A 17,160-nucleotide genomic window follows, 5' to 3' on the forward strand; every position below is an offset into this window, starting at 1 on the left:
TTAATATTCCAATAATCTCCGGGCAGCCTCGTATATCTTGGCCTCATCCGGCAAAATTTCCTTTTCCAAAATCGGATTAAAACCGACAGGAGTAAAAGTAGAACCGACACGCTGCACCGGTCCATCGAGATAGCGGAACATCTCTCCACTAATCATAGCAGCAAGCTCCGCACCAAAACCGGAGAATACTTTATCTTCATGAACCACCAATGCCTTGCTCGTTTTCTTGACCGATTCGAATATCGCCTCTTTATCCAACGGAATCAAGGAGCGAATATCAATGACTTCCACTTTCCAGCCACCTTCTTTTTCCAATCGTTCTGCTGCGTGCAGACAGAAATGGGTGGTATTGCCATAGGTAATAATGCTTAAATCTGATCCCTCACGACGAATACGTGCTTTTCCGAAAGGTACTTCAAAATCTTCCGGCACTACTGCCGCTGCTTCTACCGAATTATACAATGCTTTCGGTTCAAGGAACAGCGTGAAGCCTTTGGATCGCATACTGGTACGAAGTAATCCGGCAGCATCATCCGCAAAAGACGGGCAGACAATACGTGCCCCCGGTAAAGTGGTCAAAGCTCCCTCCAGGTTTTGAGAATGATACAAGCCTCCACCGATATAGCCACCGGAAGCCAGACGCAGAGTTATATTCGGAGCGAATTTCCCATTGCTACGCCAGTACTCATGTGTACACTCCACATATTGTTCTACGGCAGGCCAGAAATAATCGGCAAACTCCGCTCCCTCAATCACCACATGAATTTTAGGATCAAAGCGACTCATTCCATTGGCGGTGCCTACAATATAATCTTCCGCAATCGGTGCACTGAATACACGGGCTTCGCCGAATTCCTGCTGCATACCTTTGGTTACATTAAACACGCCTCCTTTTTCCCTGTTTGCCACATCCTGTCCCCAAATAAAGGTATCGGGATTATAGCGGAATTCAGCTTTCAATGTTTCATTAATGGCATTGACCAGAAAAGTCTTCTCCCCTTCCGCCTCATGTGTACCATCTTTATATTTCTGTGGCTGATAAGGTTCGGGCATTACAAAATCATAAATGCTTTTAGGATCGGGATCGGGAGCAGCCAAAGCCTTCCGGTTGGCAGCAGACAATTCTTTCTTTGCATCAGCTTCTATTTGTTGCAGTTCTTCCTCGGTCAGACGTTTATAACGCAGCAGCATCCGGCGGAACTTCATCAAGGGATCAGCATCTTTCACATATTCCAATTCATTCTCATCCCGATACAAGGTGTGTTTATCTGAATTGGAGTGCGAACCGATCCGGACACAATTCGCCTGCACAATAACCGGATTACGGGTACTGATAGCATATTCCCGCGCTTCGGTCATAGCATTCATCGAATCGAATACATCCTTTCCGTTACAATAGATAATCTTCAGGTTCTTGAAGCCCGAGAAGTTTTCGGCTACTTTACGGTTGGCAGTCTGTTCCGATTTGGGTACGGAAATACCATACCCATTATCTTGTATTACAAAAATCACCGGAAGACGTTCGAGGCTGGCACCATTGATAGCTTCGTAAACGAATCCTTCGGAAGTAGCCGACTCTCCGTGAGAAGTGATAGCTACGCCTTTATGTCCATAATATACCATTGCTCTGGCCACACCTGCTGCGTGAAGGTCGTGTGTACCAGTAGCAGAGGAGATGTTTTCAATGTGCCATTCCGGTTTGGCGAAATGGTTCGACATGTGACGTCCTCCGCTACCCGGGTCCGTTGCTTTGGAAATACCGTTCAGGATAACTTCTTCAGCGGTCATTCCGGCGGAAAGCACGGTTAACATATCCCGGTAGTATGGGAACAGGAAATCTTCACCGAGGGTGAATACCTGACCGACAGCAAGTTGAATACCATCATGCCCTGCATAGGGAGCATGATAAGACCAACCCAAAGATTGCAACAGGTAAGACGGTGCCTTTTCGTCCAAGGCACGCCCCAATGTCATCAGATGATACCACTTTTTCAGGGTTTCTACATCTGTAGTTTTTATATCATATTTCTTTTTCATGAGTAATGAAGTTCTTAATGAATGAAACAATCAGTTATCAGCCTTTCCAATTTTCGAGATAGTCGGCTATAAAATGCAGGAAGTTACCTCCCAACATTCCATCTACTACCCGATGATCGTAGGACAAAGACAAGTACATTTTATGCCGGATTGCAATCGTATCACCCTCCGGAGTTTCTACAACAGCAGGTTTCTTCTCAATATATCCTACTCCCAGGATAGCTACTTGCGGCTGATTAATGATTGGCGTACCGAACAGGCTCTTGAATGTACCAAAATTGGTTATCGTAAATGTACCCCCATCAATATCTTCCGGCATTAATTTGTTATCCCTTGCTTTCAAGGCCAGAGAATCGATGGCAACAGCCAACCCGTTCAGATTCAGATGATCGGCATCATGCACCACAGGAACAATCAGATTTCCATCATTCAAAGAGACGGCAATACCGACATTAATATGCTTTTTGAAAAGAATATTGTATCCATCTACCGATACATTCACCTGTGGATAGGCAGCCAATGCTTTTGCCACGGCTTCCGTTATCACAGGCATATAAGTCAGTCTCACTCCTTCGCGACGGAAGAAAGCGTCTTTATTCTTTTCACGCCAACGTACCAATTTGGTAACGTCTACTTCTACTACATTGGTCACGTGAGGAGATACTTTCTTAGACATAACCATGTGGTCGGCAATAATCCGGCGGACACGATCCATCTCTTTTACTTCGACTCCAGGCATTGCTACAGGAGCAACCTTCGGACTTGCCTGTTCAGAAGAAACAGCAACTGATGTTTTGCTTGCGGCCGGGGCAGCAACAACAGATGCCGGCTTCGGTTCAACACTACCTCCTCTTTTCTTCTTTTCAATATAATCTTTTATATCTTTCTTACTCAATCGCCCTTCATAACCAGTTCCTTGTATAGCATCCAGCTCTTCTTTCGGAATTTTAGCTTCCCGCGCCAACTGAATCACAACAGGAGAGTACCAACGTTCTTCCTCTGCAACAACAGGTTTCGATGCAGTATTCGCTGATTCGTTTTTAGCAGTTTCCGCTGATGATGGTGATGATGGTGATGTTTCAGAAACATTTGCAGCAACCTGACCAGCATCGGCTTCCTCTCTTACAACTCCTTCGCTTACCGGCTCCGTTCCTGAAGATTCTTCTCCATCCAAATCAATTATAGCGACTACTGTTCCTACAGCAACCGTATCGCCCTCCTTATATAAAATCTCCACCACTTTTCCCGCTACGGGAGAAGGGATCTCCGCACTTACTTTGGCAGTATTCACTTCAAAAAGCACATCGTCTTCCTGAATCATATCACCTACCTTTACAGACCAAGAGACGATTGTCCCTTCGGTTATACTCTCGCCCAACTTAGGCATTTTTATTTCGAATTTTGACATAGACAGTAAATTTATTATTCAACCTTGATATATTACAACAACGGGCTGAAATAGAAAGTTTTAAGTTAAGTAAATTTTAACCGGATGCTGACAAAGCCAGCCCGGACATCAACGACTATATATCCACTCTTTCTGAATATATTTCCCTTCCCGGAGCTGATTAACAGCCTCTATTTCCTTCCCGGTAAAAGCACTGACAGATTGGGACTTACTGAAATACTGAAAAGCCTTCTCTTTAAAATCAGTTACAGTTCCCTCCGGTAAATAACTCCGAATATTGGTTACCTCACTCCGAACGGAAGGAACGGCATATACTGACGATAAAGTTTCATCATCAACCATCGGTTCCGGATTCAAAGCTTTATGCAATGCTGTCAGATCCGTATCATACAATAAAGTGCAATGATACAACACCCGATTCTTATGTACGCATTGCGCACTCCCTGATATTTTCAATCCATTCAGATAAATCCCCAGTCGTTCGCCTCCTTTTGCCATCAGGCCTATAGAGTTCAGGAAATCCAATGTCCGTTGCAAGTACGTAACAAATTCCGGCAATCGGGGAGCCGTTTCTATAAAAGTCAGATTGATATTGCCCAAATCATGGTACACCGCTCCCCCACCCGAAAAACGACGGGCAATATGTACTTGTTCCTGTTCCGCCCATTTCTTATCGACTTCCGACCGCAACCGCTGATGCTTACCTATTACCACAGAAGGAGTATCCTGCCAAAGCATGAAAATATTTTCATTTCCCTGCTTCAACAGATACTCTTCTGCTGCCAAGTGAAAGTAAATATCAGTAAACGGACTATAGATACATCGAATCATAGATCAAGCGGAATAAGAGTTAAAACATAATTTCGTGATAAATCTCTCCAACCGTAGGATGTGGAAACACAGTCTTCTGGAATTCCTCCACCGTGTACCCTCTCTGAATAGCAATACCTGCTATCACAATAAGTTCTGATGCCGGATTTCCCAACATGTGACAACCGATAATCTTCCCATCTTCATCCTGAATCAGCTTACAGAGTCCGTTTCCCTGTTCATTCTCCGCAACGAACCGTCCGGAATAAGCCATCGGTAATTTTGAAACACGGTAAGGAACTCCTGATTTTACCAGTTCTTCTTCCGTCTTTCCCACTCCCGCCACTTCAGGGTTGGTATAAACGACTCCCGGAACACAATCGTAATTCATCCGGTCTTCCACTCCTAAAATATGATTGATGGCGACTTCCGCTTCACGGATAGCAGTATGCGCCAATAAAGAGTAGCCTGTAATATCACCACACGCATATACACGAGGATGTGAAGTCAACAGATGTTCGTCTACTTTCACTCCATTCCGATGCAGTTCTATATTCAGCTTGTCCAGTCCTACCTTGGATAGATTTGCCTTACGTCCTACACTAAGCAAGATCTTCTCCGCTTCAATAGTAGACGTCTTGCCTTCTTTTTCTATCACAACTCCATGAGGATTTACTTCCACCACTTTCGTATTCAAATAGAAAGTGACTCCCCGTTTGGCATATTCGGCACGAAGCATACCACTGGTTTCCTTATCCATCGCTCCCAGAATCTCCGGCATCATTTCTACCACATGTACTTTCACGCCCATACTGTTGAAGAAAGAAGCAAACTCCATCCCGATCACTCCGCCACCAATAATGACCAGTGTCTTAGGGAGTTCCTTTATCTCCAAGGCCTCCTTGGAAGTCCAATAGCTGATTTCTGACAGCCCCGGTATGGGAGGAATCACTGTATCAGAGCCGGTACATACCAGCAAATATTTCACGGAATAGGTTTCTCCGTCACAAGTGATTTGTATTTTCCCCTCTTTCTCTCCTTCTATCAGAGCTTCCTTTTCTATAATAGCCACTCCGTAAGAACTCACAGTCATCTTCACACCGCCCGTCAACATTTTTACTGTTTTATCTTTACGGCTCATAATCTTGGATAAATCGAACGAAGGAGATTCGGCAGAAACGCCGTATTTGGAAGCACTCTTGATGCTATCCAGTATTTTAGCAGAATATAACAAAGTTTTAGTAGGAATACACCCCTCATTGAGACATACTCCCCCCATTGCCTTTTTCTCAAAAAGAACGGCCTTTAATCCGTTGGCCCCTGCCCGTTCGGCAGCTGTGTACCCGGCCGGACCACCACCAATAATAGCTATATCAAAGTTCATAATCGTTTTTTTTTAGTAATAATACGATTATAACAAATATGAGAAGAGATAAGTTGTAGGGAAAAGAAATACCCGTTACTTAATTGTCAGCTTTTTAAGTTCCTCTAACGAGCCATTGAACACATTCAAATCTACGTCTTCTTTAATGCCGGGGACACTTCCTACATCCGTATGTTGCCAAAAGTGCCATTTTCCCTGATACCGCACAGAGTCCACATAATAATGGGCAATCCAGTAAGGGTATGCATTGAAGATAGAGTCGTCCAGATAACGGGTTTTAAATTTATAAGAGGTATAAAGAATAGGCTTCACTCCATAATGAGATTCCACCCGGTCGAGCCAGCGTTTGATGCCTTGCTGTAATTCCTTTTTTTCCTTCCGCCCGGTCACTTCTACATCAAGTACGGGAGGTAAATCACCGGAAACAAGTTTTACCGTGCGAATAAAGAAGTCCGCCTGTTTCAAAGCATCCGTGCTTGGAATATAAAAATGATAAGCGCCACGGATAAATCCATGATTACGGGCATTGGCAAAATTTGCCTCAAATGTGGTATCGTTATGATCTCCTCCTTCTGTTGCCTTCATAAAGACAAAATGCAAAGGAGTAGCCGTCTCTTTATTCTGCAACAGCTTCTTCCAGTCAATCTTTCCCTGATAGTGAGAAATGTCAATACCATGAATATCATATCCGTCAGGGATGCAGACACCATATTCCTTTAAGCCATGGCAAGGTTTCCATCGATAAGCATAAGGGCGGATAAAGAAATAATAGAAAGCGACGGAGAAACAACCGACAATTATCACTGCCAGAATATTACGAAGCCAGGTAGGCATCACAGTTCGATGCTTCACCTGTTCCTTTTTTGAGGTACGGGAAGTCTTGGAAGAAGAAGTCGTTCCCTTTCTTTTGGTAGTGGAAACAGTTCTTTTCTTCTGTACGGCAGACATCGGGTTGTTGCGTTGCGGCATTTACTTTAAACGATCAATGTTTTTAGAGATAGGCACGGATTACACGGAATACAGGGTTATAAGAAATAACTAAAAACCGTATTAATCCGCGTAATCCGTGCCTGAAAGAACCCTTCATTGCAACTGTTGTATCAACAACTGCTCTGAAGTGTATTTATTTAGCTTGTTCCAGTTGCAAAGTCTTAGTTGCCTGGTCGCAAACTTCTGTAGGACCGAAGTATTGGATCGGACCCGGATATACATAATCCGTTTCGATAGCCCAACGTTCGCGCTGTGAAGCAAATGCTTTGAAAGGAGCACCATCCAGTTTTACCAATGCTTTCTGGATAACCGGCTTCATTTCACCGTGACGACGTTCCATGTTCATCATCATAGTAATAGGCACACCACCAGCAATCCATTCGGCAGCAGGAGCTGTTGTGTTACGTACAGAAGACATATAACCAGTCTTACCGTTAGCAATCAACATAGAAGCTGTGTAACCCAAAGAGTAGCAATAGTCAGCGTCAAAGTTTGACGGAGCAGCACAACGTCCTTCATAACCGAAGAAGTGGTGTTGAGCAGCAAATTTACCAACATACTTGCCTTCTTCTTTCCATGCAGCCAACTTAGTAGCTACCATTTCAGACAACAGTTTTTCAGTTTCGATCAATGATACCTGAACGTTTCCGTGCGGGTCACGATCCAAAGTCAACTGACGGGCAACACCTTCCGGCAGACTAGCATAAATAGCAGAGTTTTCCGGAGAAAGTTTGCGGATGATATAATCACGTTGGTGAGATTTCTTAATCTGACCGAATTCTTCAGCATTAGCAGCCAGGAAGTCATTCAATTCAGCAATCAGACGTTTCATGGCAGGAATGAACTCTACCAATCCTTCCGGAATCAAAACTGTACCGAAGTTGTGTCCTTGTGCTGCACGGTCTGCTACCACTTTAGCGATAGATGTTACTACATCGTCCAAAGACATATCTTTTGCTTCCACTTCTTCTGAAATGATACATACGTTAGGCTGTACTTGCAAAGCACATTCCAGTGCGATGTGAGAAGCCGAACGACCCATCAATTTGATGAAGTGCCAGTATTTACGTGCAGAGTTACAGTCACGTTGGATGTTACCGATTACTTCAGCATAAGTCTTACAAGCTGTATCGAAACCGAAAGAAGTTTCAATCATATCGTTCTTCAAGTCACCGTCAATTGTTTTCGGGCAACCGATTACCTGTACACCATACTTCTTAGCAGCATAGTATTCAGCCAATACACAAGCATTTGTATTAGAGTCGTCCCCACCAATAATAACCAGTGCCTTGATGCCCAGTTGTTTGATGATTTCAAGTCCTTTTTCAAACTGGCTTTCAGCTTCCAGCTTCGTACGTCCGGAACCGATGATATCGAAACCACCTGTGTTACGGTATTCGTCGATGATATCAGCAGTCAGCTCCATATAGTTGTGATCTACCAGACCACCAGGACCCAGAATAAAACCATATAATTTGTTTTCCGGGTTCAATTTCTTGATACCATCGAACAAACCGGAGATTACATTGTGTCCGCCCGGAGCCTGACCACCGGAAAGAATTACACCTACATTCATAGCGGGAAGAGCAACAGCTTCACCAGCTTCGAATGTAATCAACGGCATTCCATACGTGTTCGGGAATAATGCTTTGATAGCTTCCTGATCGGCTACAGATTGAGTAGCAGCACCTGCTACAGCCTTAACAGCTCCTGATGCCAATGCTTTCGGAAGTTTGGGCTGGTAAGCAGCCCTTGCGATTTGCAATGCACTTTTAGTCATTTTCTTTAATTTTTTATTTAAAGGTGTTAGTAAGTTTCTTGTCAAACTTGAAAAGCGTTGCAAATTTCGCATTTTTTTCCGAATTATAAAAATTCTTCTTCTGTTGTTTTTAAGACAAAAGAAAGAAGAAAGAAAAATTAAGGCTATCTCCCGACGTAGGAGATAGCCTTTACGTTTTCTTCAGCGAGCTAATTTATAATATAATTCTAGGGATTCTGCTCCCAGCCTCCGCCAAGAGCCTTATAAAGTTGAACCACCGCAATCAACTCGTCACGAATGGCATTACTCAATCCGATTTGGGCATCAAAGTATCCACGTTGGGCATCCAACACATCCAGATAGTTGATGACTCCATTGATGTACTGTAATTGTGCCAGGTCCATGTAGCTCTTGGCTGAACGTTCCAGATTGGCACGAAGTTCGTACACTTCCTTAATCTTGTTGAAGTTGACAATCGCATTACGTGTTTCCTTGAAAGCTTCCAGTACGGATTTCTCATAACTATGTACTTCAGCCTCATAAGCAGCCTTTTTCGCTTTCAATGCCGCACGGTTCTTTCCCCAACCAAAGATAGGAGTTAATAAAGCTCCTTCCATAACTGCATAGGGAGATTTCAAGAGTTCCGACAAAGAAGTACTTTCACTACCGAAACCACCTGTCAGGGCAAGACGCGGGAACATATTCGTATAGGCCACTCCTACTTTTGCATTGGCAGCAATCAATTTCTGCTCTGCCTGACGAATGTCGGGACGGCGTTCCAACAAAGTAGACGGCAACCCTACAGGAAGTGTTTCCGGAGAATTAAACTCCTGAAGCAAACGGGAACGGGCTATCTTATTAGGATATTCACCCGCAAGATAAGCAATATCGTTCTCTTTCAGGGAGATTTTACGTTCCAAGTCAGGAACCAAAGTGGCCGTACGTGCCAACTCCACTTGTGCCTGTCGATAGGAAGTCTCGGAAGTCAATCCACCGGCAAACCGGATACGCGCCAGGCGCACCCCTTCTTCACGGGCTTTCAATGTCTGTTTGACAATATCAAGCTCTGTATCCAAAGCTACCAGTTCATAGTAAGCCTGTGCCACTTCAGCCACAATCGTCATCTGCAATGCACGTTGTGCTTCAATAGATTGCAGATACTCGGCAATGCTGGCCGAACGCGCCCAACGCAGATTTCCCCAAAGATCGACTTCCCACGAAACGAGGAATTGTGCTTCAAAGGTATCCGATCTCTTGAAAGCATCTCCTCCATGATTCTCGAGTTCGCGTTCCCCTGTCACTTTTCCTTTAATATCCGGAAGCAATGCAGCCGTAGAAATTCGTTTCTGCGCAGCCATTTCTTTCACACGGGCAGCAGCAATCAGCATATCTTTATTATGATCCAATGCACGCTCTATCAGACTTCTCAATGTAGCATCTGTATAAATATCCCTCCAGTCCTGGTCACCGAAGCTAACCGAATCCTGTGATCTTTCCAAGCTGTCGGGTAAATGAAGATCAGGACGGACATAGCTTTTCCCTACCTTGCAGGAAGTCAGTACTCCGGCAAGTAACAGGATAGCAATATATAGTTTCTTTCGTTTCATTATTTCTTATGTTTTAAGATTTTCGACTTTGTTTTATACACCATCACAAAGAAGAACGGCACAAGAATGATACCAAATACGATGGCAAATATCATTCCGAAAAATACACCTGTACCGATTGCCTGCCGGCTTGCCGAACCCGGACCACTTGCCAGTACCATCGGAAGCATACCGAGCACAAAGGCAAGAGAGGTCATCAGAATCGGACGGAAACGCAATTTGGCTGCGTATATGGCCGATTGCACCAAGTCTTCACCTTTATCTACCTGCACCTTTGCGAACTCTACAATCAAAATTGCATTCTTAGCGGCAAGTCCGACCAACATAACCAAGCCAATCTGGAAATAGACATCGTTTTCCAATCCGCAAACCCATACTCCCAAATAGGCTCCCAAAGCAGCCACAGGTAAAGAAAGCAACACAGCAATAGGCACTGTCCAACTTTCGTATTGTGCAGCAAGGAAGAGGAAAACGAACAAGAATACCAGTGCCATCACCATACCCGTCTGACCTCCCGCCTGCTTCTCCTGATAGGAAAGGCCGCTCCATTCCAGTCCGATATTATCGGGAAGATGATCGCGGGCAATCTGTTCCATGATCTCCATCGCCTGTCCGGAACTATATCCTTGCGCAGCTGCTCCACGAATAACGGCCGTAGTAAACATATTGAAACGTTTGATACTTCCCGGTCCTGTGGTATATGATGCATTTCCCAGAGAAGTCAATGGTACCATCGCTCCATTGGAGGCTTTCACAAAAAACAAATTAATATTGTCTTTGTGTTCGCGATAAGGAGCTTCTGCCTGAATATAAACCTTATATATACGGTTGAACATATTAAAGTCGTTCACATAAACCGAACCGGTATAAGCCTTCATGGTAGAAAACACATCAGCCAAAGGTACACCCAGCATCTTCACTTTGTCTCGATCCACATCAAAATAGAGTTGTGGGATTTCCGACTGCAAAGAAGATGACAAGCCCGCCAACTCTTTGCGTTTGGATGCGTAGTACATTAATGTATCTGTCGCGTCTACCAAATTATCAAAAGTGGCTTCTCCACGAGCTTCCAGCTGCATCTCAAAACCTCCCGAACTACCGAGCCCCGGAATAACCGGAGGAGTGGACAGATAGACTTTACATTCCGGATATTCCTCAAGATGTTTCTCTACCGTATGCATGATCTTCTCAATAGTGGTACTCTTCCGTTCCTCCCAAGGTTTCAGGATCACCGTCAGTTCTGCACGTCCCTGGTTACTTCCGACACGAGGACTACTTCCCGTTACATTCTGTATATACTCAATGTACGGGTTCTTTTCCAGATAAGCAATGGCACGCTCTGTCACGATACGGGTACGTTCCAGAGTAGCCCCTTCCGGCAGTTCCAATTCAATCTTGAAATATCCCTGATCTTCCACAGGTAAGAAACTGGTCGGAATAATGCGATGAATCAACATGATAGCAATCAACACCATACCAAAAGCACTCAAAACTCGACGAGGATGCTTAATTGTACGAGTTACGGCAGCTACATACTTATTACTACCGATACCCAGCCATTCATTAATCTTCCGGAAAACGATATTCTTTTTCTTCCCGCTATCCGGTTTCAGAATCAGCGAACACATCACCGGACTCAATGTCAGAGCCACGACCGTAGAAATAAGCACGGATACTACAATTGTCACCGTAAACTGGCGATACAACTGTCCTGTAATCCCACTTAAAAAGCTAACCGGGACGAACACAGCCGCCAATACCAGCGAAGTGGCAATCAAAGCACTGGCAAGTCCGTTCATCGCTTTTTTCGTAGCTTCATAAGGACTTAGGTGCTCCGTTTCCATGATATGTTCCACACCTTCCACCACCACAATCGCATCATCCACCACAATACCGATCGCAAGGATCAATCCGAGCAATGTCAGGATATTCAATGAGAAACCGAAAATCAACATGAATCCGAAAGTACCGATCAATGAAATAGGCACCGCCACTACCGGAATCAACGTTGCACGCCAGCTCTGCAAGGATAAATAAACTACCAGAACCACCAATACCAACGCTTCAAACAACGTCTTATATACTTCATGGATAGATTCGGAAATATAAGTCGTCATATCGAACGGAATCTCATAGCTCAATCCCTCCGGAAAGTTCTTACTAATCTCATCCATTGCCTCTTTTACTCTCTCGGCCACTTCCATCGCATTAGCACCCGGTAACATATAAATACCAAGCACGGCAGCATTTTCACCGTTGATACCACTCTCTGTATTATACGAAGAAGCTTCCAGCGATACACGTGCCACATCTTTCAATCGAATGATAGAACCATTCGCATTGGCACGTACTACGATATCTTCAAATTGTCCTACAGTGGAAAGACGTCCCTGTGTCGTGATAGGAATCGTGATATCCAATCCTTGTACAGGCTGTTGTCCCAGCACACCCGCTGCTGATTCACGATTCTGATCTTTCAATGCATTCTGCAAATCCTGTACGGTCAGTCCGAAGTTTGCCAGCTTATCCGGCTGCGCCCATATCTGCATGGCATAATAACGGCTACCGATATTGGATACACGTCCCACTCCGGGAATACGGCGAATCACATCGAGCACATTGATGGTAGCAAAGTTACTCAAGTAAATCTCATCGAACTTTGGGTCGGTAGAAGTCAAACAAAGCGTCATCAACTGACTGGGAGCCTGTTTTTCTACCGAAATACCATTCTGAATCACTTCCGCCGGCAAACGGGATTCTGCCAGTTTCACACGATTCTGAATCTCAACAGCTGCCAAATCCGGATCAGCAGATACATCAAAAGTAACTGTTGCCGAAAAACCTCCGGAGTTAGAACTATTTGATTCCATATAAAGCATCCCCGGAGTACCATTGATTTCCTGCTCAATCGGGGTAGCTACTGCCTGTGATACAGTAAGTGCACTCGCACCCGGATAAGAAGCACTAATCTTCACCACCGGAGGAGTAATCTGCGGGTATTGATCCACCGGAAGCATCGTCAGACCAATAATACCGACAATCACAATCACGATGGAGATTACAGCCGAAAAGACCGGCCTATCTATAAAAAAAGTAACTTTCATCGTTTATTCTCCTTTCGCGTTATCCTTCGTTCCGGTAACATTTTCTTTCGCCCCGGCCACTTCATTTTTTGTCGCAGTTATACTATCCTGGGCTTCTGCATCCGGTTGGCTCACCCGTACTTTCATACCCGGAGTCAACTTATGGAACCCTTCTACAACTACCATTTCTCCTTCTGCCAATCCTCTTTCTACCACCACATTATTCCCGACTTCCGGTCCTAATTCGATAAAACGTTTCTCTACTGCATTATCCCTGCGCATGGTATAAATATATGCTCCACCCTTTTCGATGGTAACGGCTTTCATTGGAACAACGAGTGCTCCTTCACGAACATCCAGCAACAATTTCACCTTTGTAAACTGTCCCGGCAACAATACTTGTTTCGGATTAGGCATTTCTGCACGTACAGAGAAAGTGCCGGTTTGAGGATCCACCTGGGGTTCGGCAAAATCCACGTATCCTTTGAATGGATAGACTGTGTTATCTGCCAATGTTATGGTAATATTGGGCTGCCAGGAACGGGTAGAATCCTGCTGTCCCAAATTAATATTTCTTTCTTTACTCTTCAGATAATCGAGTGCCGTCATACTAAAATCAACCAACACCGTATCACTCTTCACAATAGTAGCAAGCAATGATTTTCCCCCGGGTCCCACTAACGTACCCAAATCCACATTTCTTTCACTAATGTGTCCCGACAAAGGCGAACGGACAATGGTGTAGCCCAGCTCCAATTCAGCCTGTGCCAAATCCGCCTCACTCATGGCTACCGTTGCCTCAGCACTTTCATAAGCAGCTTCCGCATTATCCAAATCCAACTGGCTTGCAGCATTCTGCTCAAACAACGGACGGATACGTTTTAAATCACGCTCCGCCTTCAAAGCCTGCGCTTCGTCTTTTTTCAACTGCGCTCTGGCCTTATCAGCTTTGGCACGATACTGGTCCTGATTAATGACAAACAAAACCTGATTCTTATTGACATATGTACCTTCGGCAAAAAGCATATTTTCCAGATAGCCTTCCACCCGGGCACGGACTTCGACGAACTGTTGGGCACGAATACGCCCTACATACTCCCCGTATATCTCTACATCATCTTTCACTACCGGTTCTACAATGACTGTCGGCATTTCCGGCGCAGCCTTCTGAGGTCGGGTCAGTATCCAATACACACCCAACACAAGTACCACACATATAATAGCAGCAATGGTTCTCTTTCTCCTCAGTTTCAACTCATGTTTCGAAAAGAATAATCTCATATCGAATCTTATTATTTAATTTAACTTATGTTTGTTCTATACTCTTTCTTGCAATTAGTATGCCAAAATTCATTACACCTATTATTTACTGGTATTCAGTCTATTATATTTTGCCTTAAGAAATGTAGAAATGTAGAATCCACCAGATAAAATGTAGAAATTATCCACATTTCCGACTTTTGGAACATTTTTTTTAATTCCCATTTCAACAACTAAACAAATTATGCTCTACATTTGTATTATATTAAACATCAATACTAGACCATGTCCTAATGAAAAAACAAATCTTTTCAACATTAGTTTTATCAATTGGCATCTTATTGCCTTTTTCTTTGCATTCTCAGGAACAAAGAAAAAAGGTAGGTGTCGTTCTAAGCGGCGGCGGTGCTAAAGGAATGGCACACATCAAAGCACTGCAAGTGATCGAAGAAGCCGGAATTCCTATTGATTATATAGCCGGCACCAGCATGGGAGCTATCGTAGGCGGTCTTTATGCCATCGGTTATACTCCGGAACAATTGGATAGCATGGTACGAAAACAAGATTGGACATTCCTATTGAGTGACCGTATCAAAAGAAGTGCCATGTCATTAACAGATCGTGAGCGATCTGAAAAATATACAGTCTCTATTCCTTTCACCAAAACTCCCAAAGATGCCGCTACCGGAGGAATCATGAAAGGACAGAATCTGGCTAATCTATTTTCAGACCTTACCGTAGGGTATCATGACTCTATCGACTTTAATAAACTTCCCATTCCTTTTGCCTGTGTAGCAGCCAATGTTGTTAATGGAGAACAAATTGTATTCCATGACGGAATACTCTCTACTGCCATGCGTGCCAGTATGGCTATCCCCGGTGTATTTACTCCGGTACGGCAAGACAGTATGGTATTAGTGGACGGTGGCATTGTAAACAACTATCCGGCAGATGTTGTGAAAGCCATGGGGGCCGATATTATTATCGGAGTAGACGTACAGAATGCTCTGAAGAAGGCTGACAAGCTCAATAGCGTCCCCGACATTCTGGGACAAATTGTAGATATCACCTGTCAGTCTAACCATGAAAAAAATGTAGATCTCACAGATACCTATATCCGTGTCAATGTAGATGGATATTCATCCGCCAGTTTTACTCCAGCCGCCATTGATACCCTGATGCGTAGAGGCGAAGAAGCAGCAAAAGCCCAATGGGGTTCATTGCTTGCTTTGAAAAAGAAAATAGGAATAGCCGAAGATTATACCCCGAAACAACATGGTCCTTATTCTTCTCTTTCTAATGCGCGTACGGTTTATGTGACGGACATCTCATTTTCCGGTGTAGAGGTGGATGATAAAAAATGGTTGATGAAGAAATGTAATCTGAAAGAAAACAGCGATATTTCCACTCAACAAATAGAACAGGCCCTGTATCAGTTACGTGGCAGTCAGTCCTACTCCAGTGCCAGTTATACGTTGAAAGAGACACCTGAAGGTTATCACCTCAACTTCCTGTTACAGGAAAAATATGAAAGAAGAATCAACCTGGGCATCCGTTTCGATTCGGAAGAGATCGCATCTTTGTTGGTCAATGCAACAGCAGACCTCAAAACTCGTATTCCTTCCCGCCTGGCTCTTACCGGTCGGTTGGGTAAACGATATGCTGCCCGCATAGACTATACGCTGGAACCAATGCAACAGCGTAATTTCAACTTCTCGTATATGTTCCAATACAATGATATCAATATTTACGAGGAAGGCGACCGTGCCTATAATACAACTTACAAATATCATCTGGCCGAATTCGGCTTCTCTGATGTATGGTACAAGAATTTCCGTTTCGGACTCGGTCTTCGTTTTGAATATTACAAATACAAAGATTTCTTGTTCAAGAAACCTGAAATTTCCGACCTGAAAGTAGAATCCGAACACTTTCTAAGTTATTTTGCCCAAGTGCAATATAATACCTATGATAAAGGACGTTTCCCTTCTAAAGGAAGTGACTTCAGAGCCGCCTATTCACTCTATACGGATAATATGGCACAATACAACGAACACGCTCCATTTTCAGCACTGAATGCTTCGTGGGCAAGCGTCATTCCTGTAACCCGCCGTTTCTCTATCATTCCTTCCATTTATGGACGTATCCTGATCGGAAGAGATTTTCCCTACCCGCTGCAAAATGCCATTGGCGGTGACGTACCTGGTTTCTATATTCCACAGCAATTACCATTTGCCGGGGTTACCAATCTGGAATTGATGGATAACACCATTATGATTGCATCTATTAAGTTCAGACAACGCATGGGAGCCATTCATTATCTTACACTGACGGGTAACTACGGACTAACAGATAGTAATTTCTTCGATATATTGAAAGGCAAGCAATTATTCGGTATCAGTGCAGGCTATGGAATGGACAGTATCTTCGGGCCATTGGAAATATCATTGGGATATTCCAATCAGACGGACAAAGGAAGTTGCTTTGTGAATTTAGGGTATTACTTCTAATGTAATACAGTATTTTCGAAAAGCAAAAGAGGAGACCGCTTCACAGTGACCTCCTCCTTCTATACTCTATATGAACATGCCCCAAAGGGTTTATTGGAAAAGGAGCATATTCAAAAGGGTTTTATCTTAAAATGAATAATTAAAAACTTATTATACTGCCATCAACTTGACAAACGGTATCAAAGTCATATCAACGATCTTCACAGACAGTTGATATTTGGGGAAATGTGCATCAAAATAAAATCTGATGCATGGGGCCAATTAGGTAAAGAAGTACCTCTGTACTTTTTTCTAATCGACTAAGGCAGGGAT

General features: G+C 43.8%; 10 protein-coding genes. 1 reads left to right on the top strand and 9 read right to left on the bottom strand.

Annotated elements, in window-relative coordinates; all coding sequences use genetic code 11:
- The 9 genes from KQP79_RS13385 to KQP79_RS13425 form a co-directional block, all read right to left on the bottom strand.
- A complete protein-coding gene (locus KQP79_RS13385) occupies positions 1-2,037 on the bottom strand; it encodes a thiamine pyrophosphate-dependent enzyme (protein ID WP_004309003.1) in 2,037 nt (678 codons plus the stop codon).
- Between the two features lie 37 nt (positions 2,038-2,074).
- The gene (locus tag KQP79_RS13390) at positions 2,075-3,445 is read right to left on the bottom strand and encodes a dihydrolipoamide acetyltransferase family protein (RefSeq protein ID WP_004309004.1); all 1,371 of its coding nucleotides are present in this window, start codon (positions 3,443-3,445) and stop codon (positions 2,075-2,077) included.
- Positions 3,446-3,553: 108 nt separating this feature from the next.
- Complete coding sequence (locus KQP79_RS13395; RefSeq protein ID WP_004309005.1) at positions 3,554-4,276, bottom strand: biotin/lipoate A/B protein ligase family protein; 723 nt, start codon at positions 4,274-4,276, stop codon at positions 3,554-3,556.
- Positions 4,277-4,295: 19 nt separating this feature from the next.
- Positions 4,296-5,639, bottom strand: a complete 1,344-nt coding sequence (lpdA, locus tag KQP79_RS13400) for a dihydrolipoyl dehydrogenase (protein ID WP_004309006.1) — start codon at positions 5,637-5,639, stop codon at positions 4,296-4,298.
- Between the two features lie 75 nt (positions 5,640-5,714).
- The gene (locus KQP79_RS13405; RefSeq protein WP_004309007.1) at positions 5,715-6,608 is read right to left on the bottom strand and encodes a glycoside hydrolase family 25 protein; all 894 of its coding nucleotides are present in this window, start codon (positions 6,606-6,608) and stop codon (positions 5,715-5,717) included.
- A 154-nt stretch (positions 6,609-6,762) separates the two neighbouring features.
- The gene (locus KQP79_RS13410; protein WP_004307609.1) at positions 6,763-8,409 is read right to left on the bottom strand and encodes a diphosphate--fructose-6-phosphate 1-phosphotransferase; all 1,647 of its coding nucleotides are present in this window, start codon (positions 8,407-8,409) and stop codon (positions 6,763-6,765) included.
- Positions 8,410-8,615: 206 nt separating this feature from the next.
- Positions 8,616-9,995 (bottom strand): efflux transporter outer membrane subunit, encoded by a 1,380-nt coding sequence (locus KQP79_RS13415; RefSeq protein WP_004297381.1) that lies wholly within the window; start codon positions 9,993-9,995, stop codon positions 8,616-8,618.
- Positions 9,995-13,099, bottom strand: coding sequence for an efflux RND transporter permease subunit (locus KQP79_RS13420; protein ID WP_004297380.1), 3,105 nt, complete (start codon positions 13,097-13,099; stop codon positions 9,995-9,997). The genes KQP79_RS13415 and KQP79_RS13420 overlap by 1 nt, the downstream gene beginning before the upstream one ends.
- Before the next feature lie 3 nt (positions 13,100-13,102).
- Positions 13,103-14,359 (bottom strand): efflux RND transporter periplasmic adaptor subunit, encoded by a 1,257-nt coding sequence (locus KQP79_RS13425; RefSeq protein ID WP_004297379.1) that lies wholly within the window; start codon positions 14,357-14,359, stop codon positions 13,103-13,105.
- Between the two features lie 272 nt (positions 14,360-14,631).
- On the opposite strand from KQP79_RS13425, the gene KQP79_RS13430 reads away from it, so the two are divergent.
- Complete coding sequence (locus KQP79_RS13430) at positions 14,632-16,848, top strand: patatin-like phospholipase family protein (protein ID WP_004297378.1); 2,217 nt, start codon at positions 14,632-14,634, stop codon at positions 16,846-16,848.
- Positions 16,849-17,160 lie beyond the last annotated feature (312 nt).

The organism is Bacteroides sp. DH3716P, assembly GCF_025914115.1.
In the GTDB taxonomy this organism is placed as follows: Bacteria; Bacteroidota; Bacteroidia; order Bacteroidales; family Bacteroidaceae; genus Bacteroides; species Bacteroides ovatus.